Source organism: Rhizobium sp. 11_C7_N12_5, assembly GCF_051811145.1.
Taxonomy (GTDB): domain Bacteria; phylum Pseudomonadota; class Alphaproteobacteria; order Rhizobiales; family Rhizobiaceae; genus Rhizobium; species Rhizobium lusitanum.
The window spans coordinates 947033-973687 of the sequence record NZ_JBPWPY010000002.1 but is presented as its reverse complement, the minus strand read 5'-3'; the positions used below and the strand labels follow the sequence as shown (position 1 = coordinate 973687).

The window sequence follows — 26655 nt, the reverse complement described above, 5'->3', positions numbered from 1 at the left end:
ACCGTCGATATCATCAGGCTCTTTATTATGCCGGCAGCTGGAATACCCAGTTGGCTATCAGTACGATAGCGAGACCGCCGATCAACGCTAGGTAAGGCAGAATACCCGCTTTTTTCACGCCGAGATCCTGACCGACAAGACCCAGATCATCCATGGCGCCGGCCGGGAACTTGCCGCCATCGCGCACATAGTGCCTGTAGGCGAAAACCGGCAGGATCAACGCGGCGAACGCAAAGCCGATCCAGAGTGCGTTCGCATAGCCCCAGACCTTGGCGCCGGCACCGAGGAAGAGCGCATTGACGAAGGCAAGAACGGTGTTGAGGCCGATGAGCCAGGCCGGTGCCTTCCAGGGACGCTCGATATGGCCGGAATCCATGCGATGGATCCAACCGGAGTTGAGATTGAGGAAGTTGAAGATGATGTATCCGACGTTGGAGACGGCGAGCACGAAGAAATAGCCGCTGGTATCCGACGCTATGGCGAGAAGGGCGAGGTTGAAGGCGAAGTCCGTCCACATCGCTCTGGTCGGCGCGCCATTCTCGTTCACGTGGTCGAGATATTTCGGTAGCCAGCCATCCTTCGAGCCCTGATAGAGCGTGCGCGACGAACCGGCCATGGCGGTCATGATGGCAAGGAAGAGCGCCATGATCATCAGGATGACGAGCAGCTGTGTGACGATACGGCCCGCGCCGATCAGGCCACCGAGCGCTTCGCCGACACCCGTGCCATCGACGATGCCGGGCGCCAGCATGCCGGAATGGCCGAGCACACCCTGAAAGGCGAAGGGCACGAGGAAGAAGAAGACGCAGCAGGCAAGACCGGAATAGAAGATCGCCTTGAATGTATCCGTCTTCGGGTTCTTGAGCTCACGCGTATAGCAGACGGCCGTTTCGAAGCCGTAGGTCGACCAGGCCGCGATATAGAGGCCGCCGAGGAAGAGCGTCCAGCCGCCATTGCTCCAGGTGCCATCGGTCGCGGCATAGGCCGCCGTCGGCGGCACGAGGCCGGTGACGTTGGTGGAGAGAATCTGGCCGCTGACGATCGGATAGACACCGATGATCAGCAACGGCACGAGAACGATGATCGCCAGCCACTTCTGCACGCTTGCCGTCTCGGAGATGCCTCGATGCTGGATCGCGAAAATGATCAGCATCAGGATACCGCCGATGAAGAAAGTAGCATTGATGTTGGCCGTTGCGAGGAAGGGAATGTTGAAGCTGACGAGAGACCAGTTGCGAACGGCAGGCGTCAGCGCGGCAACGCCATCGGCGCTTAGCAGCGCTGTTACGGCATCCTGCGGCGACGTGCCGGCGTGAGCCGCAATATATTCGGCAATCCGCGGGCTATCGGCCGTAATGGATGTTGCATGGGCGCTGATCCAGCTGAGCACGGCCTGCGAATCTGCCGCCGGGATCGGGTAGAAGGCATTGAGAATATAGCCCGCGGCGATGGCGCAGCCGAGCGATAGCACCGGCGACCAGGCGAACCAGTTGCACCAGACGGAAAGCGGCGCGATGAACTTCGAATAACGCAGCCAGGCGGTTGCGCCGTAGACCGAAGCACCACCGGACTTGTTGCCGAACATGCCGGCGATTTCCGCATAGGTGAAGGATTGCAGGAACCCCATGATCATCGAGATGATCCAGACGACGAAGGCAAGCTTGCCCGTCGTGCCGGCGATACCGCCGATGGAGAAGAGAACGAGCGGCGGCACGCCCGCAGCCACCCAGAACGCGCCCTTCCAATCGAGCGCGCGTATAAGCTTACCTTCGGTGCCGACAGAAGCGCCGGCGTCCACAATATCCGTCATTGGTGATGTTCCCCATCTTTGTTCCGGACGTATCTCTCCTACGTCTCCCCGAACGTGCCTCCCATGGCATTTTTGGCTTGCTGGAGGTTTTCGCGAGCCGCGTCTGTGCGCGGATTTCCAATTACCAAGCCTTTATACATAGTGAAGATATTTTCTTTCTAGTCAATATCCCTTTACTTTCCGATGGCATTTTGTCAGCATGATTCCGGTGCCGTAACGCACCTCGTTTTCCCGAGAGGGCCACATGCGAGAACTCCATCCGCCGATCGCCGGGATACGGCCCGTTTCGGCGAGCATTGTCCGTTATCCGGGCATTCCGGCGCTGCCGTCTGACACCGAACGCTATCGCTGTAAGGGCGGCGGCACACTCGTCGTGCGTGTCGAGGCGGGCGATCGAATCACGCTGACCGACTGCGAAGGCGGCCAGACCTGCGAGCTGTCATTCCTCGATGAGAAGGGCCGCTTCCAGTCCGCCGGATTGGGTGCCGCCTTCACCGGTGCCGCCGAAGGATTGAAGTCTATCCTGTCCTCCAAAGACGCAAGCGCTTCGCGCGTGCGCGCGGCGCTCGAGCGCCGCGGTGCCGATCTCGCGTCGGCCGGCGCTCTCAGCATCTTCGGAGAAACCTCACCGCCCGGCAGCACGGCTGAATTCACCATCGCTCTGAAAGGTCTGCTCATCGCCTGCGCCCCGGGCGCGGCCATGTCGCCGGAGGCACAGGATACGGCAACGCCGGTGGAGATCAGGATCCGGCGCGCGACGATCCTCCGCGACTATGCCTCCGCCCTGCCCGAACCCCTGGCCGATCCGATCGAGGATATCCGCATCAAGGCGGCCACAGCCTCCGCCTATTTCGTTCGCGCCGGCGAATTCATCCAGATCATCGACGTCTATGGGCGGCAGTGCACCGACTTTCAGGCGTTTGCTGCCCGCAAGGTGGATAAGGGGCTGGATCTCGCGCTCGATTCCACCGTCACGCGCACCCTGCTCGGCCGCAGCTATCCGACGCCCGGCCTGCCCTCCAAGGCCTTCGACCGGGATTTCGAGCCGCTTATAGAAATCGTCCAGGATACGGTCGGTCGCCACGATGCCTTCGCCACCGCCTGCAATTCACGTTACTACGACGATATGGGCTATCCCGGCCACGTGAACTGCACCGACAATTTCAACGCAGTGCTCGCGTCTTACGGCATCGCCGGCCGCAAGGGCTGGGAGGCGCTCAACTACTTCTACAACACCAATATCGACCACAATAATCAGCTCTATCTCGACGAACCCTGGTCGCGACCGGGCGACTATGTACTGATGCGGGCGCTGACCGATCTCGTCTGCGTCTCCTCCTCCTGTCCGGACGATATCGACGCGGCCAATGGCTGGGACCCGACCGATATCCATGTCCGCACCTTTTCCGGCAAAGAAAAATTCACACGAGCGGTAGCCTATCGCATGACCCCTGACGCTGACGCCGAACTCACGCGGGAAACCGCGTTTCACCCCCGCCTCTCCGCACTGACGCGGGATTACACCGAGTATCGCGGCTTCTGGCTGCCGAACCGCTTCTCTTCGGAGGGACCTGTCGAGGAATATTGGGCTTGCCGCGAGAGAGCCGTTGTCATTGACCTCTCGCCGCTGCGCAAGTTCGAGGTGACCGGACCGGATGCGGAAGAGTTGCTGCAATATTGCCTGACCCGCGACGTCCGCAAGCTATCGACCGGCCAGGTCGTCTACTCCGCCATGTGCTACGAAAATGGCGGCATGATCGACGACGGCACGCTTTTCCGTCTCGGCGATAAGAATTTCCGCTGGATCGGCGGCGATGACTATAGCGGCATCTGGTTGCGCGAGCAGGCTGAGAAAAAAGGGTTCAAGGCCTGGGTCCGCTCGTCGACCGACCAGATGCACAATATCGCGCTGCAAGGCCCGAAGAGCCGCGATATCCTGAAGGAGATCATCTGGACGGCGCCACGCCAACCCGCGATCGGCGAACTTGAATGGTTCCGTTTCACTGTGGGCCGCATCGGTCACTTCGAAGGCGCGCCGGTCGTCGTCTCGCGCACCGGCTATACCGGTGAACTTGGCTATGAGATTTTCTGCCATCCGAAGGATGCGGCCACCGTTTTCGACGCCGTCTGGAAGGCCGGCGAGCCATACGGCTTGAAGCCCATGGGGCTGGAGGCGCTGGATATGGTCCGCATCGAGGCCGGCCTGATCTTCGCCCATCATGAATTCACCGACCAGACCGATCCTTTCGAAGCCGGCATAGGCTTCACCGTGCCGCTGAAGTCCAAGCAGGATGATTTCATTGGCCGTGAGGCGCTGATACGGCGAAAGGAAAATCCGCGTCATCTGATGGTCGGTCTCGACATCGAGGCCAACGAAGCGGTCGGACATGGAGACTGCATCCATATCGGCCGTGCCCAGGTCGGCGTGATCACCAGCGCGACCCGCTCGCCGATCCTCGGCAAGACGATCGCGCTTGCTCGCGTCGATGTCCTGCATGCGGGCGTCGGCACCAAGGTCGAGATCGGTAAGCTCGACGGCCACCAGAAGCGCCTGCCGGCTGTGATCGTGCCGCTGTCGCATTACGACCCGCAGAAGACGCGACCGCGTTCATAAAGCGTTTTTACTCCGCTTTCCTCTGCGCATTCGAGATCGCCCGCGCCGCCTCCTCGGAGGAATTGGCGAGCGTGCGCATCTCTGCCGCCAGCACCGCAAACCCCGACCCCGCCGTTCCGGCTCTCGCTGCCTCGATGCCGGCATTGACCGCAAGCAGCTTCAGGTAGCGCAACGACTGCAGGATTTCGTTGGTCTTGGAGGCCGTAACCCGCATGCCCGATGTCTGTTCGTCGATACGCTGATACAGCGACTCGATGTTGATGATGCTGCCCTCCAAGTAGAGCAATTCCCCGGCCTCGTCCCATACGCCGCCGCCGGTCTCCGTCACCCAGATGAGATGACCGTCGCGATGGCGTATCCGGTACTCCATCGTCCAGTCGGCGCGGCTTTCCAGCGCCTTGCCGACAACCTCGTCCATGAGTGGAACATCCTCCTCGTACATGATGGAGGTGAAGGTTCGCGTGCGGTTGCCGATAATCTCGTCGACGGGATAACCGAAGATGCGTTCGACGCCGTCGGTCATTTCCAGCATCGTATAGTTCTCGTCAGCGCGGCAGCGATAAAGGAAGCCGCTCATGCGGCCAAGAACGCTAGTTTGGAAATCCATGGAGGCCGTACCCGAAGAAAAAGTTGCTGATCAAATCGCTTCGTCTCAACTCAAATACGCCGGCAAGGGCGGCGCTGAGCCTCCCTTGCCGGTCACGCGGGAATATGGCGGGCGCGTCAGTTGCGCAGATATTCTTCCATCGAGTCGTCAAGAGCTTCGACCCAGGGTGTATGATGCTTGGGCGACATATTGCCGGTCATCAGCGAACGATAAGCATGGTCGCGGAAGCCCATGATGTTCTCAGCCTTGTGATGCTCCCATTCCATGAAAGTCTTGTTCGTGCCTTCGATATCGAAACTCGGATAATCGGTCTCGGCGAGCAACTCCTTCACATAGTCGCCCTGGTACCAGATCATCTGCTCGGCATCCTCGAGCGTTTCCTCGCGGGCGCGCCACATGTCGAAATTCGCCTGCAGTTCTTCTTCCGGCGGCAGCTTGATGCGGCCCATCATGACGTCGCGCGCCCACCAGGCCTGCACGTCGAACATGTTGAAGGTGTAGAACTGGTCCTGCATGCCGATGTAGAATAGCTGCGGATTCTTGTCGAAGATCACGCCCTTGTAGAGATGATCGGCCCAGAGACGGTTGGCCGTCTTCAGGCGCAGATCGTCCGGCAGGAAGGGGAAGTGGTGCTGGTATCCAGTGCAGAGGATCAGCGCATCGACCTCCTTGGAGGAGCCGTCGAGGAAATGGGCAGTTTTGTTCTCGAGCCGCGTCAGCAGCGGCCGCTCCTCGAAATTATCAGGCCATTTGAAGCCCATCGGCTTAGAGCGGTAGCTCGTCGTCACCGATTTCGCGCCGTATTTCCAGCATTGCGAGCCGATATCCTCGGCCGAATAGCTGCGGCCGACGATCAACACGTCCTTGCCCTTGAATTCCAGCGCATCGCGGAAGTCGTGGGCATGCAGCACGCGGCCGTTGAAGGTCTTCACCCCTTCGAAATAGGGGACGTTCGGCGTCGAGAAGTGGCCGCTCGCGACCACGACGTAATCGAACTCCTCGTCATACATGCGGTCCTGGGCACGGTCATGCGCCGTCACCGTGAACTTCTTCGTCTCCTCATCGAAACGCACCATGCGCACGGGCGTGCTGAAACGCACCCATTTGCGCACATCGGCCTTCTCGACGCGACCCTTGATATAGTCCCAGAGCACGGCGCGCGGCGGATAGGAGGCAATGGGCTTGCCGAAATGCTCTTCGAACGAATAGTCGGCGAATTCCAGGCATTCCTTGGGGCCGTTCGACCATAGGTATCGATACATGCTGCCGTGGACGGGTTCACCATATTCGTCCAGGCCGGTGCGCCAGGTGTAATTCCAAAGCCCGCCCCAGTCGGACTGTTTTTCGTAGCAGACGACTTCCGGGATCTCGGCGCCTTTCTGCGCTGCCGATTGGAAGGCCCGCAACTGGGCCAGTCCCGAAGGACCGGCGCCGATAACGGCAACTCTTGTCATGAAGCATTCCCCTTCTCGATTGTATCGAAATTCTTATCGTATGCAGTCGTTTGGCACTGGGACGGGATCAATCCGGGAAGATGCCGGGGCTGGTCGGCGCCCCGTCGTCATAGGTCGAAAGCCAGTCGATGGTGGTCTCGCGGAAGCGTGTCAGGCCCTTGTAGTCGATGAGTTCCGGCGGCAAGGTTCGCAGCACGCGCGGGAAGCGGCGTGCCCATTTTGGCACCGTCACGAGTTCGTCCATGTTCATCAGATAGCAGCGGATCACGAAGAGGATGGCATTCGAACGCGGCAGGCGCCAGAGGCTCTGCAATTCCACGCGCAGATGCACTTTCTCGCCGACATTCTCCGGTGTCACCGTTGTGCGGTCCGGTCCCCATTTCGGATAGTTCTCGGGACTGGTGTCGAGGCGGGGATTGATCGTCATCGTCCAGTTGAACCGGCGCGTCGGCTTGCCCTGCTGCAGGTTCAGGAGGAACTTCAAAGCGCGGTCGAAGACGCCGATCTGGTGGGCGAGCGGCACCGGTCCGTGCCATTCCATGAAATTCATGCCGATGTCGAAGTCGAGCGACCAGTCGGCCTGGGTCGTGACCATGCCGGCATCCATCCAGAGATTGCCGTCCCGCTGGTCGACGATGCAGAAATCGCCCTGTGCCTGGCGGGTGATGTATTCGAAGGGCTCGTAGGGCAGCGTGGATGTATCGCCGAAGGTGAAGGTGTCGTCGATGCCGAGCGGCCGGTTGATCCAGCGCCACTGGTCGCCATTCTTGGTGAGCGTAAAGTGCTCGGGATAGCCGGCAGCCTGCTCTTCCATCAGCAGTTCCAGCGTATCCCACTGCGCCGACATCATGTGCGGCAGCGCCTGATAGCGCAGCGGATCTTCCTTCAGAACCAGCGCCCGGTCGCGCATTTCGGCGACGTAGTGCTCGTCGACGTCGATCAGGCTTTCGTAGATCGTGTTCTTCTGACCCTTCACATGCGGTTCCATGTTGACGGAATACATGTACTCGTCACGGTCGAAAGGAAACGGAAAGCGCCGGATGTTTTCCGGACTGTTGCGATAGCTGAAATCGTCCCGGAAGGTTTCCTGCTTGAAGGCGATTGCCATGTCCGTTCTCCTGAGTATCGGTCCGGTGCCTAAAGGTCGAGATGCAGCGCGCTTCCCTCGAAACGGGAAACGCAGATCATCACCTTCCGGCCGGACGCCTTTTCTTCGTCGGTCAGATAGACGTCGTGGTGCAGAAGCTTGCCATCGCAGACGGCAACACCAGTCTCGCATTGTCCGCAGGCACCACCGCGACAGAGGAAAGGCGCGTCGACGCCGGCAGCCTCTATCGCCTCCAGCATGCTCTCGTGATGGCCGACATGAACCGTCTTGCCGGAGCGCGTCAGCTCGATCGAGAAGGGCTTGCCGGGTTGCGAGGACAGGAAGCGTTCGGAATGCAGGTTCTGCTCGGGCCAGCCGGCCTCCAGACCCGTTTTCAGCACGCCGTCGATCATGCCCGAGGGACCACAGACATAGAGATGCGTGCCGAGCGGCTGGCTTTCGAGGAGACGGGCGACGGGGATGAAATTGCCGTCGGCGTCACAATAGATCTTCACCCGCTGCGAGCCATATTGTTCGACAAGTTCTCGGCAATAGGCACCGCGATCCACCGAGCGCACGGCATAGTGCAGTTCGAAATTGGCGCCCTCGCGCGAAAACTGCTGCATCATCGCAATGAAGGGCGTGATGCCGATACCACCGGCAATCAGCAGATGCTTGCGGCCACGCCAATCCGGCTGGAAGAGATTGACCGGATAGCTGACCTTGAGCTCGTCGCCTTCGCTCACCTTCTCATGCATAAAGGCGGAACCACCGCGCGAATCCTCGACGCGCAGCACACTGATCTCATAGGCCGAACAATCATGCGGCGGCGACATCAGCGAATAGGCATTGCGCCGCATATGTCCTTCGTCGTTCATCGAAACGATCACATGGGCGCCGCCGGAAAAGTAAGGCATCGGCTTGCCGTCGAGACGCTCGAAGCGGAAACGCTTGATGCGATCGGCGACCGGTGTGACCTTCGCAACGCGGACCGGAATTTCTGTACCACCGCTCACAGGAACAACTCCTCCGGATCGGGCGCACTGCCGGGCTCTTCCGCATCGATATTGACGCCCTGGAAGGCGCCGAGACGGCGCGAATAATGATCACGCACCAGAAGCGGAAGCCCGCAATGGCTGCAGGTGAAGGGACTATGCGTGACATCCTCGGTGATGCCCTTGCAATGGACGCATTGCACGCGACGCGCCAGCGAGCCGCGATGTTCCGTGATGATCGAGGCATGGTCCATGCCGTAGTCGAGCGCTACCATCATCGCCTGGCCGATGAAGCCCTCGGTGCCGGCAATATAAAGCCGCGTGCCCATATGGGCGGTCGAAAGCGACCCTTTCAGGCGAAAGAGCAGCGTTGCGATCGTCGGCGCCCTGAAGAACATGTCGGCGCCTAGCTTGCGCAAGGCTTCGTCATGGCCCTTGCCCTGCGAGCCGCGCGCGACATAGAGGATTTCGCTGCGCGACAGGATCGTGTCGTCAAGCGCGGCCATCTGGTCGAGGAGAGCATTTGCCCCCTCGCCTTCCAGCGCGAAGATGTGCCGCCGGGCGTGCGGCTGGATGGTGAGGCCTTTATAGACCGGTCGGCTCTTGATGCCTTCGACAAGCATGAGCGCCTCCTAACCGATGGCCGTCCTCTTCTTCTTTTCCGGATCGTCGAAGGGCAGCGTGTGAGCGATGGCACTTGCCTTCAGGCTCTTGCCGCGCACCTCGAGCTTCGTGCCCTGAACCGCCTTGTCGACGTCGAGACGGGCGATCGCCATGGATTTCTTCGTCAGCGCGGAATAGCACGGGCAGGTAATGACGCCGACCTTCTTGCCATCGGCAAAGACCTCGTCGCCGAGATCGGCCGGGCCATCGGCATCGATGAGCATGCCGAAGATCTTGAAGCGCTCCTTGCCCTTGAGGCGGGCATGTTCCTCGGCACCCCTGAAGCCGGTCTTGCCGGGGCTGACGGTGAACTCGAGGCCGAGTTCCCAGAGACTGTCGCCGGGCGCCTGATCGGCGAAGGGATACATCTGCGAGTTATCATAGGGATAGAAAAGCAGATAGCTTTCGACGCGCAGCATGTCGAGAACGCTGAAGCAGCAGGGAATGATCCCCATCTCCTCGCCTTCCGCGACGATGCGGTCCCAGACCATGGGAGCGTCCTGTCCGCGCACGAAGATTTCATAGCCGCGCTCGCCGGTATAGCCGGTGCGCGAGATCATCACGGGAGCGCCGAACAGCGTCGTCTGCATGTGATGGAAATATTTGAGGTCGCGGATGCCGGGGACGTATTTTGCAAGATAATCGACGGCAACCGGACCCTGCAGCGAGAGGTCGTGCAGATCGTCGTCGAAGAGGAGGGCGCAGTTGCGGCCCGCTGCCTGCTTGACGAGTTCCTCGTGGCCGGAGCCCGAACCATGCACCAGCATCCAGGAATTCGGTCCGGTGCGATAGACGATGCAGTCGTCGGTGAAATAGCCGCGATCGTTCAGCATCGCGGCATAGACCGAGCGGCCGGGGTAGATCTTCGACATGTCGCGTGTGGTGATATAGTCGAGCACGGCGATGGCGTGCGGGCCGACCAGGTGCACCTTCTTGAGGCCGGAAACATCCATAATGCCGGCCTTGGTGCGGATCGCGACATGCTCGACCGACATGTCCTTCTCATAGGTCCAGGCGGTTCCCATGCCGCTCCAGTCTTCGAGTTTCGATCCGAGAGCACGGTGCCGGTCCGCCAAGGCGGAGAAACGCCATGATAATGCCATTTCGTTCCCTCATTTTCTTCTATGGAATATTTATTTCCTGACTATAATCGTCTTTCGTGTCTTGGCAAGCCGATCCGAGTGGTTTTTTGTCGCCATCCGGAAGGCATTTTCCTCAAAACTTCGGCGGCTGCTTTCCGGCTGCCCGATGGCCGGCAATGACGGTGTTGGCCATCAGCATGGCGATCGTCATCGGCCCGACACCACCCGGAACCGGCGTGATCGCAGCGGCGACATCCGAGGCTTCCGTATAGGCGACATCGCCGACCAGCCGGCTCTTGCCCTCGCCGCGCTCCGGTGCGGCAATGCGGTTGATGCCGACATCGATGACCGTCGCGCCCGGCTTGATCCAATCGGCCTTGACCATCTCAGGCCGGCCGACCGCGGCCACCAGGATATCAGCGCCGCGAGCCACAGATGCCAGATCCCTGGTGCGCGAATGCGCCGTCGTGACAGTCGCATTGGCATTGAGCAGCAATTGCGCCATCGGCTTGCCGAACAGGTTGGAGCGGCCGATGACGACGGCGTTCAGCCCCGACAGGTCCTCGCCATGAATGCGCCGCACCAACAGCATGGCGCCGGCCGGCGTGCAGGAGATCAGCCCGGTTGAGAGATCGCCGGTCGCAAGCTTGCCGGCATTGACCACATGCAACCCATCGACATCCTTGTCCGGCCGGATCGCCTGGATGATCGCATCGGAATCCAGATGCTTCGGCAGCGGCAGCTGCACCAGAATGCCGTGAATGGACGGATCCTCGTTCAGGGACTGTACCAAACCAGCGAGTTCTTTCTGCGTCGTTTCCGCCGGCAGCGTGTGCTGGATGGACTTGAAGCCACATTCCTTGGCCATCTTGCTCTTAGAGTTCACATAGGCGTGGCTGGCCGGATCGTCGCCGACGATGACGACGGCAAGCCCGGTCCGAACACCGGTCTCCGTCTCAAGCCCGCCGGCGGCAACCTTCACCGCCTCGATCACCGAAGCCGCCGCAATCTTTCCGTCGATCACTGAAGCCAGCGCCATCCCTCACCCCATCCGTTCGGATGCATAGCTTCCCGGGCTTGCCGGGAAGACGATGGTGCGGTTGCCGTTGAGGAAGGTGCGGTAGTGGATATGCGCATGGATGGCGCGGGCCAGCACCTGGCTCTCGACGTCGCGGCCGATCGAGACGTAATCGTCGGCCGACTGCGCATGCGTGATGCGGGCCGTGTCCTGCTCGATGATCGGGCCTTCGTCGAGATCGGCGGTGACATAATGCGCCGTCGCCCCGATCAGCTTCACGCCGCGCTCATAGGCCTGCTTATAGGGGTTCGCCCCCTTGAAGGACGGCAGGAAGGAATGATGGATGTTGATGATGCGGCCAGACATCTTCTGGCACATGGAATCCGACAGGATCTGCATGTAGCGGGCCAGCACGATCAGTTCGGTGCCGGTCTGCTCGACCACCTCCATGATCCGTGCTTCCGCCTGCGGCTTGTTGGCCTTCGTCACCGGAATATGATGGAAGGGGATGTCGTGGTTGACCACCACCTTCTGGTAGTCGAAATGGTTGGAGACGACGCCGACGATGTCGATCGGCAGCGCGCCGATCTTCCAGCGGTAGAGCAGGTCGTTGAGACAATGGCCGAAGCGCGAGACCATCAAGAGCACCTTCATGCGCTTCTTGCCATCATGGATCTCGGCCTCCATCTCGAACTTGGCAGCGACCGGCTTGAAGCCCTCGACCAGCGCCTCCAGGCCGACCCCTTGCTCGGAGATGAAGGAGACGCGCATGAAGAACTTGCCGGTGTCGAGATCGTCGAACTGGCTGGAATCGACGATGTTACAGCCCTGGTCGGCCAGATAATTGGCTATCGCCGCAACGATCCCGCGCGTCGACTGGCACGATACAGTCAGTACATAGTTCTTCATGGTGATCTTCCTCCGCCGTCCCGGCCAAAAATCCGCGCCCGCGCCGGAGCTTGATACTCCAGCGCATGCGCTTATTCGGGCAATCGTCCGCTCCGCGCTCAGATATCGAGCGTGCTGTCACGCTCCCACTGCGTGAAATGCGAGCAGTAGGCGTTCCATTCCTGATGCTTGAGCTTCAGATAGGCGGCTGAGAATTCGGAGCCGATCGCCTCCTTCAGGCCCTCGTCCTCATCATAGGCCCGCAGCGCATCGAGCAGATTGAGCGGCAGGCGCGGCGCATCCTTCACCAGGTGACCCTCCGCATACATGTCGATATTGTGATGCGGGCCGGGATCGGCCTTGTTGCGCAAACCGTCGAGGCCGGCCGCGATGATGATCGCCTGGAGCAGATAGGGATTGACCGCCCCATCGGGCAGGCGCAGTTCGAAACGGCCAGGACCGGGCACACGCACCATGTGAGTGCGGTTGTTGCCGGTCCAGGTCACCGTATTCGGCGACCATGTAGCGCCCGATGTCGTGCGCGGCGCGTTGATGCGCTTGTAGGAATTGACTGTCGGATTGGTGATGGCCGCCAGCGACGAGGCATGCTTCATGATGCCGCCGAGGAAGTGCCTGCCTTCGGTCGAAAGACCGAATTCCGCTTCCCTGTCGGCGAAGACGTTGGTCTTGCCGTCATTGCTCCACACGGAAACATGGCAGTGGCAGCCATTGCCTGTGAGACCCCTGAAGGGCTTCGGCATGAAGGTGGCGCGCAGTCCGTGCTTCTCGGCGACCGACTTGACCATGAACTTGAAGAAGGAGTGCTTGTCGGCGGTCTTCAAGGCATCGTCGAACTCCCAGTTCATCTCGAACTGGCCGTTGGCGTCCTCGTGGTCGTTTTGATAAGCACCCCAGCCGAGTTCCAGCATGTAGTCGCAGATCTCGGCGATGACGTCGTAACGGCGCATGACGGCCTGCTGGTCGTAGCAGGGCTTTTCGGCGGTGTCGTATTCATCCGAAATCTTCGAGCCATCGGCGGTGATCAGGAAGAATTCGGCTTCGACACCGGTCTTGACCCGCTTGCCTTCGGCTTCAGCCTGCTTGACGAGCTTCTTCAGCACGTTGCGCGGCGCCTGGGCGACCAACTCGCCTTCCATCATGCAATCGGCCGCGACCCAGGCAACATCCTTCTTCCATGGGAGCTGGATAACGGAGGACGCGTCCGGCACGGCGAAAAGATCGGGATGGGCAGGCGTCATATCGAGCCAGGTGGCGAAGCCGGCAAAACCAGCGCCCTCTTCCTGCATGCCGGCAATCGCCTGCGCCGGCACCAGCTTGGCGCGTTGGCCGGAAAAAAGATCGGTATAGCTGATCATGAAATATTTGATGCCTTTGTCTTTCGCAAAAGCAGCAAGGTCCAGTGTCATTCTCGTTCCCCTTTGGATTTCTCAGAGACACTTCGGTTTATGCGTGAAGCCGCCGGGCTCTTCGGCCCGGTCGGAAATTCAATAGCCTCCCTTGCCCGGATACCAATTCGTGCCGGCAAGTGGAATCTGCGCCATGGCGGCCGCTTCCATCGTCAACGCGCACAGATCTTCCGGTTCCAGATTATGCAGATGGTTCTTGCCGCAGGCGCGCGCGATCGTCTGCGCTTCGAGCGTCATGACCTTGAGATAATTGGCAAGACGACGGCCCGCCGCGACCGGGTCGAGCCGCGCGGCGAGCTCCGGATCCTGCGTAGTAATGCCGGCCGGATCCTTGCCTTCATGCCAGTCGTCATAGGCACCGGCAGTCGTGCCGAGCTTCTGATATTCTTCCTCCCAGCGCGGATCGTTATCGCCGAGCGCAACCAGCGCTGCCGTACCGATGGCAACCGCATCGGCGCCAAGCGCCAGTGCTTTCGCGACGTCAGCGCCGGAGCGAATGCCGCCGGAGATGATCAGTTGCACCTTGCGGTGCATGCCAAGATCCTGCAGCGCCTGGACGGCCGGGCGAATGCAGGCAAGTGTGGGCATGCCGACATTTTCGATGAAGACGTCCTGGGTCGCGGCCGTGCCGCCCTGCATGCCGTCAAGGACGACGACGTCGGCGCCGGCCTTCACGGCCAAAGCCGTATCGTAATAGGGACGCGCACCACCAACCTTCACATAGATCGGCTTTTCCCAGTCGGTGATCTCGCGCAGCTCCATGAGCTTGATTTCAAGATCGTCAGGACCGGTCCAGTCCGGATGACGGCAGGCCGAGCGCTGGTCGATGCCTTTCGGCAGATTGCGCATGTGAGCGACGCGGTCCGAAATCTTCTGGCCGAGCAGCATGCCGCCGCCGCCGGGCTTTGCGCCCTGGCCAACCACCACTTCGATCGCATCGGCGCGGCGCAAATCCTTCGGATTCATGCCGTAGCGCGAAGGGAGATATTGATAGACGAGGGTTTGCGAATGGCCGCGTTCCTCATCAGTCATGCCGCCATCGCCGGTCGTGGTCGACGTGCCCGCGAGCGTGGCGCCGCGGCCGAGCGCTTCCTTGGCGTTGCCGGACAAGGCGCCGAAGCTCATGCCTGCAATGGTGATCGGGGTCTTGAGAGTGATGGGCTTCTTGGCAAAGCGGCTGCCGAGAACGACTGTCGTATCGCATTTCTCGCGATAGCCTTCGAGCGGATAGCGGGAGATCGACGCACCGAGGAAGAGAAGATCGTCGAAATGCGGCACCTTGCGCTTCGTGCCGGCGCCGCGAATGTCGTAGATGCCGGTCGCCGCCGCACGGCGGATTTCGGCCAGGGTATGGTCGTCGAAGGTTGCTGATTTGCGTGGCGGCGTAAAAGGATTGTGATAGCTCATGATGTCTCTTTCGCCTCAATACGCGTCGGCATTGTCGATGTTGAAATTATAGAGTTTGCGCGCCGATCCGTAACGCTTGAACTCTTCCGGCCTGACACCGCTGACGCCTGCCTTGTCGAGAAGCTCGGCAAGCTTCTCGAGATGCTCCTGGCGCATTTCCTTTTCGATGCAGTCCGAGCCGAGGCTCTTGACCGAGCCGCGAACGAAAAGTTTTGCCTCATAGAGGCTGTCGCCCAACGCATCGCCCGCATCGCCAAGCACGACCAGATGGCCTGATTGACCCATGAAGGCGGACATATGGCCGATATTGCCGTGCACGACGATATCGATGCCCTTCATCGAGATGCCGCAACGCGACGCCGCGTTGCCCTTGATGACCAGGAGGCCTCCCTGGCCGGTCGCCCCTGCATATTGGCTCGCATCGCCTTCGATGACAACGGTGCCCGACATCATGTTCTCAGCGACACCCGGTCCGGCGGAGCCATGCACCGTGACGTTGCCGCCATCGTTCATGCCGGCGCAATAATAGCCGACGGAGCCCTTGATATCGACGGTGACGGGAGCATCGATGCCGACGGCCACCGCGTGATGGCCACGCGGATTGACGACTTCGAAGGCAGTATCATTGGCACCGGCTGCAAGGCTGTGAAGCATGCTGTTAAATTCGCGCAGCGAGGTAACGGATAGATCGAAAACTGGCATGAAAGAACTCTCTCGATTGCGCCAAGACTGGATTAGGCGGCCTTTTCGTGATCCCAGAAATAGACGGTGGCCGGTTCGGGTTCCCAGATGCGGGCATCCTCGATGCCAGGCAGGTTTACGAGCGCACGATATTCGGAGCCGAAAGCAACATACCGATCGGTTTCGGCCATGACTGCCGGCTTGCAGGCGATGGGATCGCGAACGACGCCGAAGCCGGACTTTGTGCCGACGACGAAGGTGAAGAAACCGTCGAGATCGCTGAGCGCGCCGGTCAGCGCCTCGCCGAGATCCTTGCCCTTGGCCATCTCGGCCGTCAGATAAGCGGCGGCGACTTCGGTGTCGTTCTGCGTCTCGAAGGTCATGCCCTCACGCACGAGTTCGCGGCGCAGGTTGTTGTGGTTCGACAGCGACCCGTTGTGGACCAGGCATTGATCGGAGCCGGTCGAGAACGGATGGGCGCCCAGCGTCGTAACCGCCGATTCCGTCGCCATACGGGTATGGCCGATGCCATGCGTTCCGGACATGGAGGAGACGCCGAAACGGGAGATGACGTCCTTCGGCAGGCCCGTCTCCTTGTAGATCTCGATGGCATCGCCACTGCTCATCACCCGGACATCCGGCCGCAGCGTCGCGAGCGCCGCCCGGCCCTCGTCGAGCTTATCCTTCGCGAGCGTGATGACAGCATGAGTGCTTTTGACCTCGACCGACACCGGCGCATCCAGCGCGCGCCTCAGATCATGCTCGAGGCCGTCGAAGTCCTTTGCCGGGCTGGCCGATTGGATCGTAATCTTCGCCTTGTTGCCGTTGGCGCCGCCGTAAATCGCGATGCCGGCGCTATCCGGCCCGCGATCGGTCATCGTGACAAGCATGGACGAAAGAAGCGAGCCGAGCTCCGGCTCGAGGCTTTTGTCTTTCAGGAAGAGACCCACAATTCCGCACATGATCAGACCCTCCATTTCGCGTCTGCAAAATGGCTATCAGGTCTGTTTTCAGATTTCAACCCAAAAGAATATTTTTTTCTTTTAAGGCAAGTTATTCGGTCTTGCCGCGCTGTGGATAGCTGATGATCGACAGGTATTTGCTCGGCAGTTTCACCAGGACTTCCGGGCCGTGCGGCGCGTCGGCGTCAAAGAACAGGCTATCGCCGGGCTGCATCGGGAAGAGTTGGTCGCCATGGCGATAGATCACCTCGCCTTCGAGCATATAGAGGAACTCCATGCCCTCGTGCTGGAAGGTCGGGAAGACATCGGAATCGGCCGTCAGCGTGATGAGATAGGGCTCGACGATGACGCCGCTGGAATTGTTGTCGATATGGCCGAGCAGATTATATTGATGGCCGGCGCGCGTGCCGCGTCGTTCAAGCTCTATGCCCTGCCCCGCCTTGACGAAGACCGCATTGCGCGGCTCCTCGTAGCGGCGGAAGAAGGCCGTCAGCGGCACGCCAAGCGCTCGGGAGAGCGATTGCAGTGTCGTCAGCGATGGCGAGATGTTGCCGTTTTCGATCTTCGAGAGCATGCCGAGCGAAATACCGGTGGCCGCGGCCAGGTCCGTCACCGTGATGCCGAGCTTCTTACGATAGGCGCGCACCTCGTGGCCGATCGCCATTTCGAGATTGTTGACCTTCGGCTCGCGAACCGCATGCGGATCCTGCACGAACGCTGGTCGCGTGCCATGCGGATGGTCCTCGCTCGACGTCTTGTTCGGCTTGGTCTTCATTCACGATCCTTTTCCGGTCTTGCCCTGCTGCATCAACTCTATCTTCCCAGTGAAATTTTCTCAACTACGACGAAAACTACGACCGGCGCGTTTCGCTTGGGGCCATATCGTAAAGGTTGCGATAGGCTCGGGAGAAATGAGCGCCGCTGGAAAAGCCGGTGGCAACAGCGATTTCGGAAATGGACAAGGGGCTTTGCTCGAGCAGCCGCCGGGCATGCTGGAGCCTGATACGGCGATATTGATCGAGGAATGTCGAGGCGAGATGCGCGGCAAAAAGCCGATCGAGATGGCGCGGCGTCACGCCGGCGATCCGCGCCATGGCTGCGCGATCCAACGGCATCTCGATCGTCTCCTCCATCTTCTCCAGCACGCTTAGAAGACCGGGATGGTGGACACTGTAACGCTCGGCGAGTGAACCGCGTTGCGGCGCTGTTGGTTCGCCGACTTCCGTGTGGAGATACCAGTCGCTCACACGGCGGGCGAAGTCCGGTCCCATGCGCTCGGAGATCAGCACATGCATCATATCGAGCGGCGCGACGCCACCGCCGCAGGTAATGCGGTTGCCGTCGACGACGAAGCGGGCCTGGCGCGGCGACAGCGTCGGAAAAGACTCGAGCAGCGCCGGCGCATGCTCCCAATGGATGGTGAAGTCGCGGTCCGCCAAAAGCCCGGCTGCGGCGAGCAAATAGGGACCGCCGGATATGCCGCCGATACGCACTCCTTCGCGCGCCAATTGCCTTAGACAGGCCAAAACCGTTGGATAATGCCAATCTCGCGGCGATCCACCCGCGCAGACAAAGACTGTCCCAAGCCCGGAGCCACGGCCCGGAAGCGGTGCGGCTGGGACGGGCACACCGGCCGACGACAACGCAGGTGCGCCATCGGGTGAGAATGCCGACAGCCGATAGATCTCGCGTCCGGCCAGCAGATTGGCGGCGCGCAGCGGCTCGCTCGCCGAGGCATAGGACATCAGCGCGAATCCCGGGATCAGGATGAAGCCGATATGCTGGACGTTTTTTGCGTCGATCGAAGACATGTCCTATTCCTATCGAAATATGTCCCGAATGGGCAAGTCACCATTTCCCGCTCTGTCATCATGAGCGCAATTCCACTTGGATCCATCCATGCGCTATTCCGCTCTCTCCATTTTCCTCAACGGTCTTCGCGGCAATGCCGGCTGGACTCCAGCCTGGCGTCAGCCCGAACCCAAGCCGCATTATGACGTCATCATCGTCGGTGGTGGCGGCCATGGGCTGGCGACGGCCTATTACCTTGCCAAGACCTTTGGCATCACCAATGTCGCCGTGCTGGAAAAGGGCTATCTCGGCTCCGGCAATATCGGCCGCAACACGACGATCATCCGGTCCAACTACCTGCTGCCCGGCAACAACCCCTTCTACGAGCTGTCGATGAAGCTCTGGGAAGGGCTGGAGCAGGATTTCAATTTCAACGCGATGGTTTCGCAGCGCGGTGTGCTCAATCTCTTTCATTCCGACGCGCAGCGGGATGCCTATACGCGGCGCGGCAACGCCATGCGCCTGCATGGCGTCGATGCCGAATTCCTCGATCGGGAGGCCGTGCGCAAGAAGTTGCCGTTCCTCGATTTCGACAATGCCCGCTTTCCGATCATGGGCGGCCTGCTGCAACCACGCGGCGGTACGGTGCGCCACGATGCGGTTGCCTGGGGTTATGCTCGCGGCGCCGATAGCCGCGGAGTCGACGTCATCACCGGCTGCGAGGTAACCGGCATCCGCAGCGAGAATGGCCGCGTCACCGGCGTCGAAACCACCAAGGGCTTCATCGGCTGCGGCAAGCTGGCGCTGGCGGCGGCCGGCAACTCCACTGTCGTCGCCGACATGGCCGGCCTGCGCCTGCCCATCGAAAGCCATGTGCTTCAGGCTTTCGTCTCCGAAGGCTTGAAGCCGTTCATCGACGCGGTCGTCACCTTCGGTGCCGGGCATTTCTACGTATCGCAGTCGGACAAGGGCGGCCTCGTCTTCGGCGGCGATATCGACGGTTACAATTCCTATGCGCAGCGCGGCAATCTCGCGACTGTCGAGCATGTCGCGGAGGCCGGCGTCGCTTTGATACCGTCGCTGACGCGCGTGCGCTACCTGCGCACATGGGGCGGCGTCATGGACATGAGCATGGACGGCTCGCCGATCATCGACCGCACTCATATCGACAATCTCTATCTGAACGCCGGCTGGTGCTATGGCGGCTTCAAGGCCACACCGGCCTCCGGCTACTGCTACGCCCATCTGATCGCCCGCAACGAGCCGCATGAAACGGCGCGGGAACTGCGGCTCGACCGCTTCCGGCGCGGCTATCAGCTCGATGAAAAGGGCGTTGGCGCCCAGCCCAACTTGCATTGAGGACATGACGAGATGGCAAGCCTGATTTCCTGCCCTCACTGCGGCATTCGCCCCAAAGAGGAATTTACCATCAAGGGTGATGCGAACCTCGGTCGTCCCGCGCCGGATGCCGGTTCCGACGCCTGGTACGACTACGTCTATCTGCGTAACAACCCGAAAGGACGACACAAGGAATATTGGCACCATTCCTCCGGCTGCCGCCGCTGGTTGATCGTCGAGCGCGACACGGTCACGCACAAGGTCCACGGCGTGAGCGACGCAGCGCTCGCCAAGCTCGGAGATCCGGCATGACCAGCTTCCGCCTTTCTTCCGGCGGCCGGATCGACCGCTCCAAGAGCATCCGTTTCAGCTTCGACGGCACGGAGCTGACGGGCCACCCCGGCGATACGCTTGCCTCCGCCCTGCTCGCCAACGGCATTCAACTCGTGGGCCGCAGCTTTAAATATCATCGGCCGCGCGGCATCCTGACGGCGGGCGCGGCCGAGCCTAACGCCCTTGTGACAACTGGCACAGGCGGGCGCACGGAAGCCAATAGCCGTGCCACGATGGTCGAGCTCCATGATGGGCTGATTGCGCGCAGCCAGAACCGCTGGCCCTCGCTCGGCTTCGATATCGGCGCCGTCAACGGGCTGCTGTCGCCCTTCCTCAGCGCCGGCTTCTATTACAAGACATTCATGTGGCCCGCCGCCTTCTGGGAGAAGGTCTACGAACCATTGATCCGCAAGGCCGCCGGCCTCGGCAAGGCTTCCTACGAAACCGACCCTGATTCCTATGAGAAATGCTGGGCGCATTGCGACCTGCTGGTTATCGGCGCAGGTCCGGCGGGGCTTGCCGCCGCATTGACGGCGGGACGTGCCGGCGCACGCGTGTTGGTAGCCGACGAAGGCTTTGCCCTTGGCGGCAGCCTGCTTGCCGATCAAGAGTCGCCACTAGGTGACTTTCTGACGGAACTCGAAAGCCTGCCGAATGTCCAATGCCTGCCGCGCACGACCGTCATCGGCTGGTACGACGACAACGTCTTCGGCGCCGTGGAGCGCGTGCAGAAGCACGTCGCAGCGCCCGATGCGCGCCGGCCGGTCGAACGCTTTTGGCGCATCATCGCCAAACAGGCCATTCTTGCTACCGGCGCGGAAGAGCGGCCGCTCGTCTTCGGCGGCAACGACATTCCGGGTGTCATGATGGCAGGCGCCATGCGCAGCTATCTGAACCGTCAGGCGGTCGCGCCGGGCAACAGGACCGTTGTCTTCACCACGAACCGGTCAGGCTACCAGACGGCGGCCGATCTTGAGGCCGCCGGCGTCGAGGTTACCGCCATCGTCGACAGTCGCTCCAAAGCCAGCGAAACTTGGAAGGGTAAAGCTCCGATAGTCTCCGGCGCCCGCATCATCGATGCGCATGGCGGCAAGCAGCTGCGTCGCGTGACCGTAGCCACTGCCTCGGGTGCACAACATATCGAGGCCGATGCGCTTGCCATGTCGGGCGGCTGGAGCCCGATCATTCATCTCGCCTGCCATCGCGGCGGAAGACCGGTATGGTCCGACAGGCATGCAGCCTTCCTTGCCCCGGAAAGGCAGGAAGGACTGCTCATTGCGGGCTCGGCTGCCGGTCTTGCCTCGACCGAGGCTTGCCTTGGTGATGGTGCGCGCAAGGCAGCTGAGGCGCTCGAGGCGATCGGCTTTGCCAAGGCGGAGCCGGCCCTCAAGCTTGGGGAAGATGTACAGGCAGCCGCCTCGCCGCTGTGGTCCGTCAAAGGTGCCAAGGGCAAGGCCTTCGTCGATTACCAGAACGACGTACACCTTAAAGATCTCGGCCTTGCGGTGCGCGAGGGTTATGGGCATGTCGAGCTTGCCAAACGCTATACGACCAACGGCATGGCGACCGACCAGGGCAAGCTTTCCAATATCAATGCCATCGGCATCCTTGCCGAGGCCCGCGGGGTTTCACCCGCCGAGGTCGGCACCACGACATTCCGGCCCTTCTACACGCCGGTTTCCTTCGGCGCGCTCACCGGCGCATCGCGCGGCAAGCACTTCCAGCCCGCGCGCAAGTCGCCGCTGCATGGCTGGGCAAAGAAGAATGGTGCCGTCTTTGTCGAGACCGGGCTCTGGTATCGCTCCTCCTGGTTCCCCCGCGAGGGTGAAAAGACCTGGCGCGAGAGCGTCGACCGCGAGGTGCTGAATATCCGGAAGAATGCCGGCATCTGCGATGTCTCGACGCTCGGCAAGATCGAGATCTTCGGCAAGGACGCGGCGGCCTTCCTCGACCGCATCTATTGCAACGGTTTTGCCAAGCTGCCCGTCGGCAAGGCGCGCTATGGCATCATGCTGCGCGAAGACGGCATGATCTATGACGATGGCACCACCAGCCGCCTCGGCGACGAGCATTTCTTCATGACGACGACGACGGCACTTGCCGCCGGCGTGCTGACCCACCTCGAATTCTGCGCTCAGACGCTCTGGCCCGAACTGGACGTCTACTTTGCCTCCTCCACCGATCAATGGGCGCAGATGGCGGTCGCAGGCCCGAAATCCCGTGCGATCCTCGCCGAGATCGTTGATGAAGACATCTCGGATGCAGCCTTCGCTTTCATGAGTGCGCGCGCAGTCACGCTGTTCGGCGGCAAGCTCGAAGGCCGGCTTTTTCGCATCTCGTTTTCGGGCGAGCTCGCCTATGAGCTCGCTGTGCCTGCGGCTTACGGCGAGTTTGTCGCCGATGCCGTCATGCAGGCCGGGCAGCAATACGATATCTGCCCCTATGGTGCCGAGGCGCTCGGCGTCATGCGCATCGAAAAGGGTCATGTCACCCATGCCGAGATCAACGGCACGGTTACGCCGGGGGATCTCGGTTTTGCCCGCATGGTTTCGCCGACGAAGGCCGATTTCATCGGCAAGGCCATGCTCGCACGCGAGGGCCTGCAGGCGGCCGATCGGCCCCGCCTCGTCGGCGTCAAGCCGCTCAATCCGGCGACAAGCTTCCGCACCGGCGCCCATATTTTGGCGGAGGGCGCGGCCGCAACGCTGGAAAACGATCAGGGCTATGTCACGTCGAGCGCCTTTTCGCCGAGCCTCGGCCATACGATCGGCCTCGCGCTGGTCAAGAACGGGCCGGAGCGGATCGGCGAAAAGGTCTTGGTCTGGAACGGCCTTCGAAACGAATTTACCGAGGGGCAGCTCTGCAGCCCGGTCTTCATCGATCCTGAAAACGAGAAGCTCCATGCTTGACCTTCCCCAAAAAAAGCCGGTTCTTGCCGGCAAGGCCGCCTTGCAAGGTCCGGACATCCGGCTCGAAGCCCTGCCTGAGGGTCATCTGCTGCATGTGATGGGAGCAACGACGACCGAAGATCTCGAGGCACATCTTTCTGCGGCAGGCATCAAGGACAGCGCTGTGCGTCCGGCCGGATATCGACAATGGTTCATTGCCGGCAACAACGTGCTTCCCAACGCCCTTGTACGGGATTTTTCCAATGCCCTTGCCGGTAGCGCCTTCGTCTCGGACCAGAGCCATGGCCGCGTCTGCATCGGCGTCTCCGGTCTGCGTGCCGCCGAATTGCTGAGCAAGGGCACGGCTGTCGACTTTCATCCGGCCACCTTCCCGCAAGGGCGGACGGCCATGACGCTCTTCGGCCATATATCGCTGCAGGTCGCACGTACCGGTGCCGACGAGTTCGAGCTGACGGTGCTGCGCAGCTTTGCGGAGTCTCTCTACGAAGAGCTTGAGGCGCTTGCACTATCGCTGGGTGCCGCGCGCGTTTCATCCTGAACCATCGGGTATCGAAAACGCACCGGCTTATACGCCAGAGACATCAGGCGCTGGCGGCCGTTTTCAGCAATCTTTCGGCGGCCAGGTTAAGGCATTCTTCAAACGCAGTTAGATCGAGAAAGAGCCGATCCGGCGCCACCTTCCGCGTAATGACCGCACCGTTGCGCGCCGCGATGCCACCATCAAGCATCAGATTGTCGGCCATATCGAAATTTTCCAGCGCGAAGCCATCAGGCCCGCGATGGCGGCCGTCGGGACCGAGGCGGACTTCCCCGCCATAGAGGCCGCTGACCCGCTCGAAATGATTCTCGGTGCAGTTGGAAAAGGCAAATGCCGGGCAGCCGCGGGCGCACATGAAGCCCAACTCGAACGCGGTGCCGATGTCAGCCGCAACGCCGCGAAACGGCGTCAGATTGGCAATGATCAGATCGGCGCTCGACATCAGGCTCTCGTTGATGGCGCTGATGGCGAGACCGCGTTGATGCCTCGTTTCGGTTTCCGGGACGGCCAGATCGCCGGGCGAGACAGGGGTGAAGCCATAGCTGCGCGCCAAGACAATCTTGTGGTCGAGGACTTCCCGCGCATTGGGGAGGAACACCTCAGGACCTGCCAAATATGCTCTCAATGCTTTGCCTTTCCGACAAAATGTTGCACCACGGAAGCTGCGGAACCATATGAGGCATATGACCGATTCAACGCTCTTGCGCCATAGCGAAACGCGCGGCTTGCAAAATCGCGAAATGCGGGCGAGTGCCGTTCCCGACCAACGGCAAGGCGCGTATATTCGCACTTCGAAGCGGGGCGTTGAGACAGCCGATGACAGGCGACAGAATTTGTGGGGTAAAAGAAATGCAATCTTCCATTGCGGCAATTGCCGGCTCGGAAAATGACGACCGTGGCAGCTGGCCGACGAAACAAAGCAAAATCCTCGATTGGTTGATGAATGACGTTCGTGAGCAGCGCTTCATCGACAATATTCTCGTTGAGCTGTGCGAGAAGATGCGGGCAATCGGGATTCCGGTTGCGCGATCGACGATGCATTTCAGAACGATGCATCCGCAATGGCTCGGCGCGCGGATCCTCTGGCGCACCGGTATGAAAGAAGGTGATATCGCCACGTTCAGCTACGGTGTCGAGAATACGCCGCAGTTTCTGGCAAGCCCCATCAACGAAATCTTCAACGGCGCAATCGAGGTCCGGCAAAATCTCGAGGTTTCCGACAAGGATCAGTTCGTCTACCCGCTGTATAAGGAGCTATATGCGGAAAGGTTGACCGACTATATTGCCTGGCCGATCTATCACACGCTCGGCAAGCGCCATATCGTTACTTTCGCCTCGGATGCACCGGGCGGCTTCACCGATGAGCACATCACCTTCCTGAAGGATTTGCTCCCTGCGCTGACGATGGTGACCGAGATCCGGCTGAAGAACATCATGGCGCGCACGCTTTTGCGCACCTATGTCGGCCCGCATGCCAGCGAGCAAATCCTAGCCGGCGCGACGACGCGCGGCAGCGGCGCCACGGTCGGAGCGGCCATTCTGATCTGCGATCTTCGCGACTTCACGACCATTTCGGACATGTGGCCGCGAGACGACGTCATCGAGCTGCTCAACGGCTATTTCGACGCTATGGTCGAGCCGATCGAAAAACACGGCGGCGAGATCCTCAAATTCATGGGCGACGGGCTGCTGGCCATATTCCCGCTGAGCGACCCCAACGCCTGCCACAATCTCCTCCTGTCAATCCGCGAGGCGCAGGAAGCGGTGACAACCCTCAACGAGGAAAACCGCAAGCAGGGCCGCGAGGTGCTCCGCTACGGCGTCGGCGTGCATGTCGGCGACGTGATGTATGGCAATATCGGCTCGCGCACCCGCCTCGATTTCACGGTCATCGGCCCGGCCGTGAACATCGCTTCGCGGCTGGAAACGCTGACCAAGGAAGTAAAGCGGCCGGTGCTTCTGTCCAAGGCATTCGTCGAGATGGCCGGCTGCCAGCGCGATATGGAAAGCCTCGGCGCCTTCCCGCTCAAAGGCCTCGGCGAACCGGTCGATGTCTTCGCCTTCACCGCAAAAGAGAAGTTGCTGCAGGATGCATGATCGACGGAGAGCCGGGGTTCTTCCCTCTCACGCGGCCGATTTGACGCGGCGCGATTCAGTCGGTTGCAAAACGTGAAAGGTCAAAGGGCTGCCGCTGCCGATACAGTTCCCTATATTGTGAAACGGATCATGACGATAGCCGCCTTATTTTTGGGATCGTTCTGCGATTACAAACGTTAAGTAAGGGTTGATTCTATCGGCTCGACCGGAGGGTGCCTGTCACCCATAAATACTCTGACAAGGAGAAAACAGATGAGGAAAATTCTGACACTGGCGTTTTCAGCCGCATCGTTGATCGTCGCCGGCGCGGCGGTAGCGCGCGCGGCAGACCTGCCGACGAGCTATCGCGAGGAGGAACCCGATCAGCGCAATGGCGTCAAGATCGGCTATCTCGATTGCGAAATCGGCGGCGGCGTCGGTTATGTGCTCGGCTCGGCCAAGGAGGTGGATTGCACCTTCCACTCGACCGTCGGAAGTAAGCGCGTGGAGCATTACAGCGGTGCGATCAGGAAGATGGGGGTCGACCTTGGTTTCACGACTCGCAGCCGGCTCGTCTGGCTCGTCTTCGCTCCGACAGCCGGCTATCATCACGGCTCTCTGAGCGGCCTTTATCAGGGTGCTACCGTAGAAGCGACCCTCGGCGCGGGCGTCGGCACGAACATCCTTGTTGGTGGTACTTCCGGCTCGATCCATCTTCAGACGGTGAGCGTGACTGGCCAGCTCGGCCTGAACGTCGCCGCTACCGGGACTTCGGTAACGCTGACCTCGACCGAGTGAGGTTTTAGGCCGCTGCGAAGCGGCACGAGTTCTATGGCCGCCCTTCCATAATGTCAGGGCGGCCTCTTTTTGTTGATGACCTTGCCGCCAAAGAAATTGCTCGTTGGCTCGTCTGTCGACAACCATCGTCAACGCTCAATCAACAAAGCCCGTTTCTTTTCAAGGGCCTCTGCCCTT

The 26655-nt window shown here is 60.7% G+C and carries 23 protein-coding genes; 7 read left to right on the top strand and 16 right to left on the bottom strand.

Annotation, left to right across the window (positions count from 1 at the left end; genetic code table 11):
* Window positions 1-25: 25 nt before the first annotated feature.
* Window positions 26-1810, bottom strand: coding sequence for an APC family permease (locus tag AB8B29_RS23540; protein WP_037200191.1), 1785 nt, complete (start codon window positions 1808-1810; stop codon window positions 26-28).
* Between the two features lie 244 nt (window positions 1811-2054).
* Between AB8B29_RS23540 and AB8B29_RS23535 the strand changes: the two genes are divergently transcribed.
* Window positions 2055-4424: a DUF1989 domain-containing protein gene (locus AB8B29_RS23535; RefSeq protein ID WP_113102434.1), complete on the top strand. Its 2370-nt coding sequence runs from the start codon at window positions 2055-2057 to the stop codon at window positions 4422-4424.
* A 7-nt stretch (window positions 4425-4431) separates the two neighbouring features.
* On the opposite strand, the gene AB8B29_RS23530 is transcribed toward AB8B29_RS23535, so the two are convergent.
* From AB8B29_RS23530 to AB8B29_RS23465, 14 genes are all read right to left on the bottom strand, one after another.
* Entirely contained in the window at window positions 4432-5031 is a 600-nt protein-coding gene (locus tag AB8B29_RS23530) for a methyl-accepting chemotaxis protein (protein WP_037200188.1), read from the bottom strand.
* Window positions 5032-5147: 116 nt separating this feature from the next.
* On the bottom strand, window positions 5148-6485 hold the full coding sequence (locus tag AB8B29_RS23525) for an NAD(P)-binding domain-containing protein (protein WP_037200186.1): 1338 nt from the start codon (window positions 6483-6485) through the stop codon (window positions 5148-5150).
* A 67-nt stretch (window positions 6486-6552) separates the two neighbouring features.
* Window positions 6553-7593: a heme-dependent oxidative N-demethylase family protein gene (locus tag AB8B29_RS23520; protein WP_037200185.1), complete on the bottom strand. Its 1041-nt coding sequence runs from the start codon at window positions 7591-7593 to the stop codon at window positions 6553-6555.
* 29 nt (window positions 7594-7622) lie between these two features.
* A complete protein-coding gene (locus AB8B29_RS23515) occupies window positions 7623-8588 on the bottom strand; it encodes a PDR/VanB family oxidoreductase (protein ID WP_047561553.1) in 966 nt (321 codons plus the stop codon).
* Window positions 8585-9190 carry a dimethylamine monooxygenase subunit DmmA family protein gene (locus tag AB8B29_RS23510; RefSeq protein ID WP_439006724.1) on the bottom strand — a complete coding sequence of 202 codons (606 nt, stop codon included), beginning with the start codon at window positions 9188-9190 and terminating at the stop codon, window positions 8585-8587. Before AB8B29_RS23510 ends, AB8B29_RS23515 begins: the two co-directional genes overlap by 4 nt.
* A 9-nt stretch (window positions 9191-9199) precedes the next feature.
* A complete protein-coding gene (locus tag AB8B29_RS23505) occupies window positions 9200-10333 on the bottom strand; it encodes an aminomethyltransferase family protein (protein ID WP_113102436.1) in 1134 nt (377 codons plus the stop codon).
* A 112-nt stretch (window positions 10334-10445) separates the two neighbouring features.
* Window positions 10446-11345, bottom strand: a complete 900-nt coding sequence (folD, locus tag AB8B29_RS23500; protein ID WP_113119532.1) for a bifunctional methylenetetrahydrofolate dehydrogenase/methenyltetrahydrofolate cyclohydrolase FolD — start codon at window positions 11343-11345, stop codon at window positions 10446-10448.
* Between the two features lie 9 nt (window positions 11346-11354).
* The gene (gene purU, locus AB8B29_RS23495; protein WP_092575736.1) at window positions 11355-12239 is read right to left on the bottom strand and encodes a formyltetrahydrofolate deformylase; all 885 of its coding nucleotides are present in this window, start codon (window positions 12237-12239) and stop codon (window positions 11355-11357) included.
* 98 nt (window positions 12240-12337) lie between these two features.
* Window positions 12338-13645, bottom strand: coding sequence for a type III glutamate--ammonia ligase (gene glnT / locus AB8B29_RS23490; protein WP_113102291.1), 1308 nt, complete (start codon window positions 13643-13645; stop codon window positions 12338-12340).
* Window positions 13646-13723: 78 nt separating this feature from the next.
* Window positions 13724-15052: an FMN-binding glutamate synthase family protein gene (locus tag AB8B29_RS23485; protein ID WP_037197545.1), complete on the bottom strand. Its 1329-nt coding sequence runs from the start codon at window positions 15050-15052 to the stop codon at window positions 13724-13726.
* A gap of 15 nt (window positions 15053-15067) precedes the next feature.
* A complete protein-coding gene (locus AB8B29_RS23480; protein WP_037197544.1) occupies window positions 15068-15754 on the bottom strand; it encodes a GXGXG domain-containing protein in 687 nt (228 codons plus the stop codon).
* Between the two features lie 32 nt (window positions 15755-15786).
* The gene (locus tag AB8B29_RS23475; protein ID WP_047560266.1) at window positions 15787-16695 is read right to left on the bottom strand and encodes a class II glutamine amidotransferase; all 909 of its coding nucleotides are present in this window, start codon (window positions 16693-16695) and stop codon (window positions 15787-15789) included.
* Window positions 16696-16786: 91 nt separating this feature from the next.
* Complete coding sequence (locus tag AB8B29_RS23470) at window positions 16787-17470, bottom strand: helix-turn-helix domain-containing protein (protein WP_037197542.1); 684 nt, start codon at window positions 17468-17470, stop codon at window positions 16787-16789.
* A 76-nt stretch (window positions 17471-17546) separates the two neighbouring features.
* Window positions 17547-18506 carry a GlxA family transcriptional regulator gene (locus AB8B29_RS23465; RefSeq protein ID WP_047640664.1) on the bottom strand — a complete coding sequence of 320 codons (960 nt, stop codon included), beginning with the start codon at window positions 18504-18506 and terminating at the stop codon, window positions 17547-17549.
* A gap of 88 nt (window positions 18507-18594) precedes the next feature.
* Between AB8B29_RS23465 and AB8B29_RS23460 the strand changes: the two genes are divergently transcribed.
* Genes AB8B29_RS23460 through AB8B29_RS23445 form a run of 4 tightly spaced genes read left to right on the top strand, consistent with a single transcriptional unit; the run spans window position 18595 to window position 23604 of the window.
* Window positions 18595-19845 (top strand): sarcosine oxidase subunit beta family protein, encoded by a 1251-nt coding sequence (locus AB8B29_RS23460; protein ID WP_047640665.1) that lies wholly within the window; start codon window positions 18595-18597, stop codon window positions 19843-19845.
* 12 nt (window positions 19846-19857) lie between these two features.
* Window positions 19858-20136: a sarcosine oxidase subunit delta gene (locus AB8B29_RS23455; protein WP_047640666.1), complete on the top strand. Its 279-nt coding sequence runs from the start codon at window positions 19858-19860 to the stop codon at window positions 20134-20136.
* Entirely contained in the window at window positions 20133-23066 is a 2934-nt protein-coding gene (locus AB8B29_RS23450; RefSeq protein ID WP_047640667.1) for a sarcosine oxidase subunit alpha family protein, read from the top strand. The genes AB8B29_RS23455 and AB8B29_RS23450 overlap by 4 nt, the downstream gene beginning before the upstream one ends.
* Window positions 23059-23604, top strand: coding sequence for a sarcosine oxidase subunit gamma family protein (locus tag AB8B29_RS23445; protein WP_037197532.1), 546 nt, complete (start codon window positions 23059-23061; stop codon window positions 23602-23604). Before AB8B29_RS23450 ends, AB8B29_RS23445 begins: the two co-directional genes overlap by 8 nt.
* Before the next feature lie 43 nt (window positions 23605-23647).
* On the opposite strand, the gene AB8B29_RS23440 is transcribed toward AB8B29_RS23445, so the two are convergent.
* Entirely contained in the window at window positions 23648-24229 is a 582-nt protein-coding gene (locus tag AB8B29_RS23440) for a nucleoside 2-deoxyribosyltransferase (protein ID WP_113102289.1), read from the bottom strand.
* A gap of 224 nt (window positions 24230-24453) precedes the next feature.
* Between AB8B29_RS23440 and AB8B29_RS23435 the strand changes: the two genes are divergently transcribed.
* On the top strand, window positions 24454-25701 hold the full coding sequence (locus AB8B29_RS23435; protein WP_037197529.1) for an adenylate/guanylate cyclase domain-containing protein: 1248 nt from the start codon (window positions 24454-24456) through the stop codon (window positions 25699-25701).
* Window positions 25702-25953: 252 nt separating this feature from the next.
* Entirely contained in the window at window positions 25954-26478 is a 525-nt protein-coding gene (locus AB8B29_RS23430) for a DUF992 domain-containing protein (RefSeq protein WP_037197528.1), read from the top strand.
* Window positions 26479-26655 lie beyond the last annotated feature (177 nt).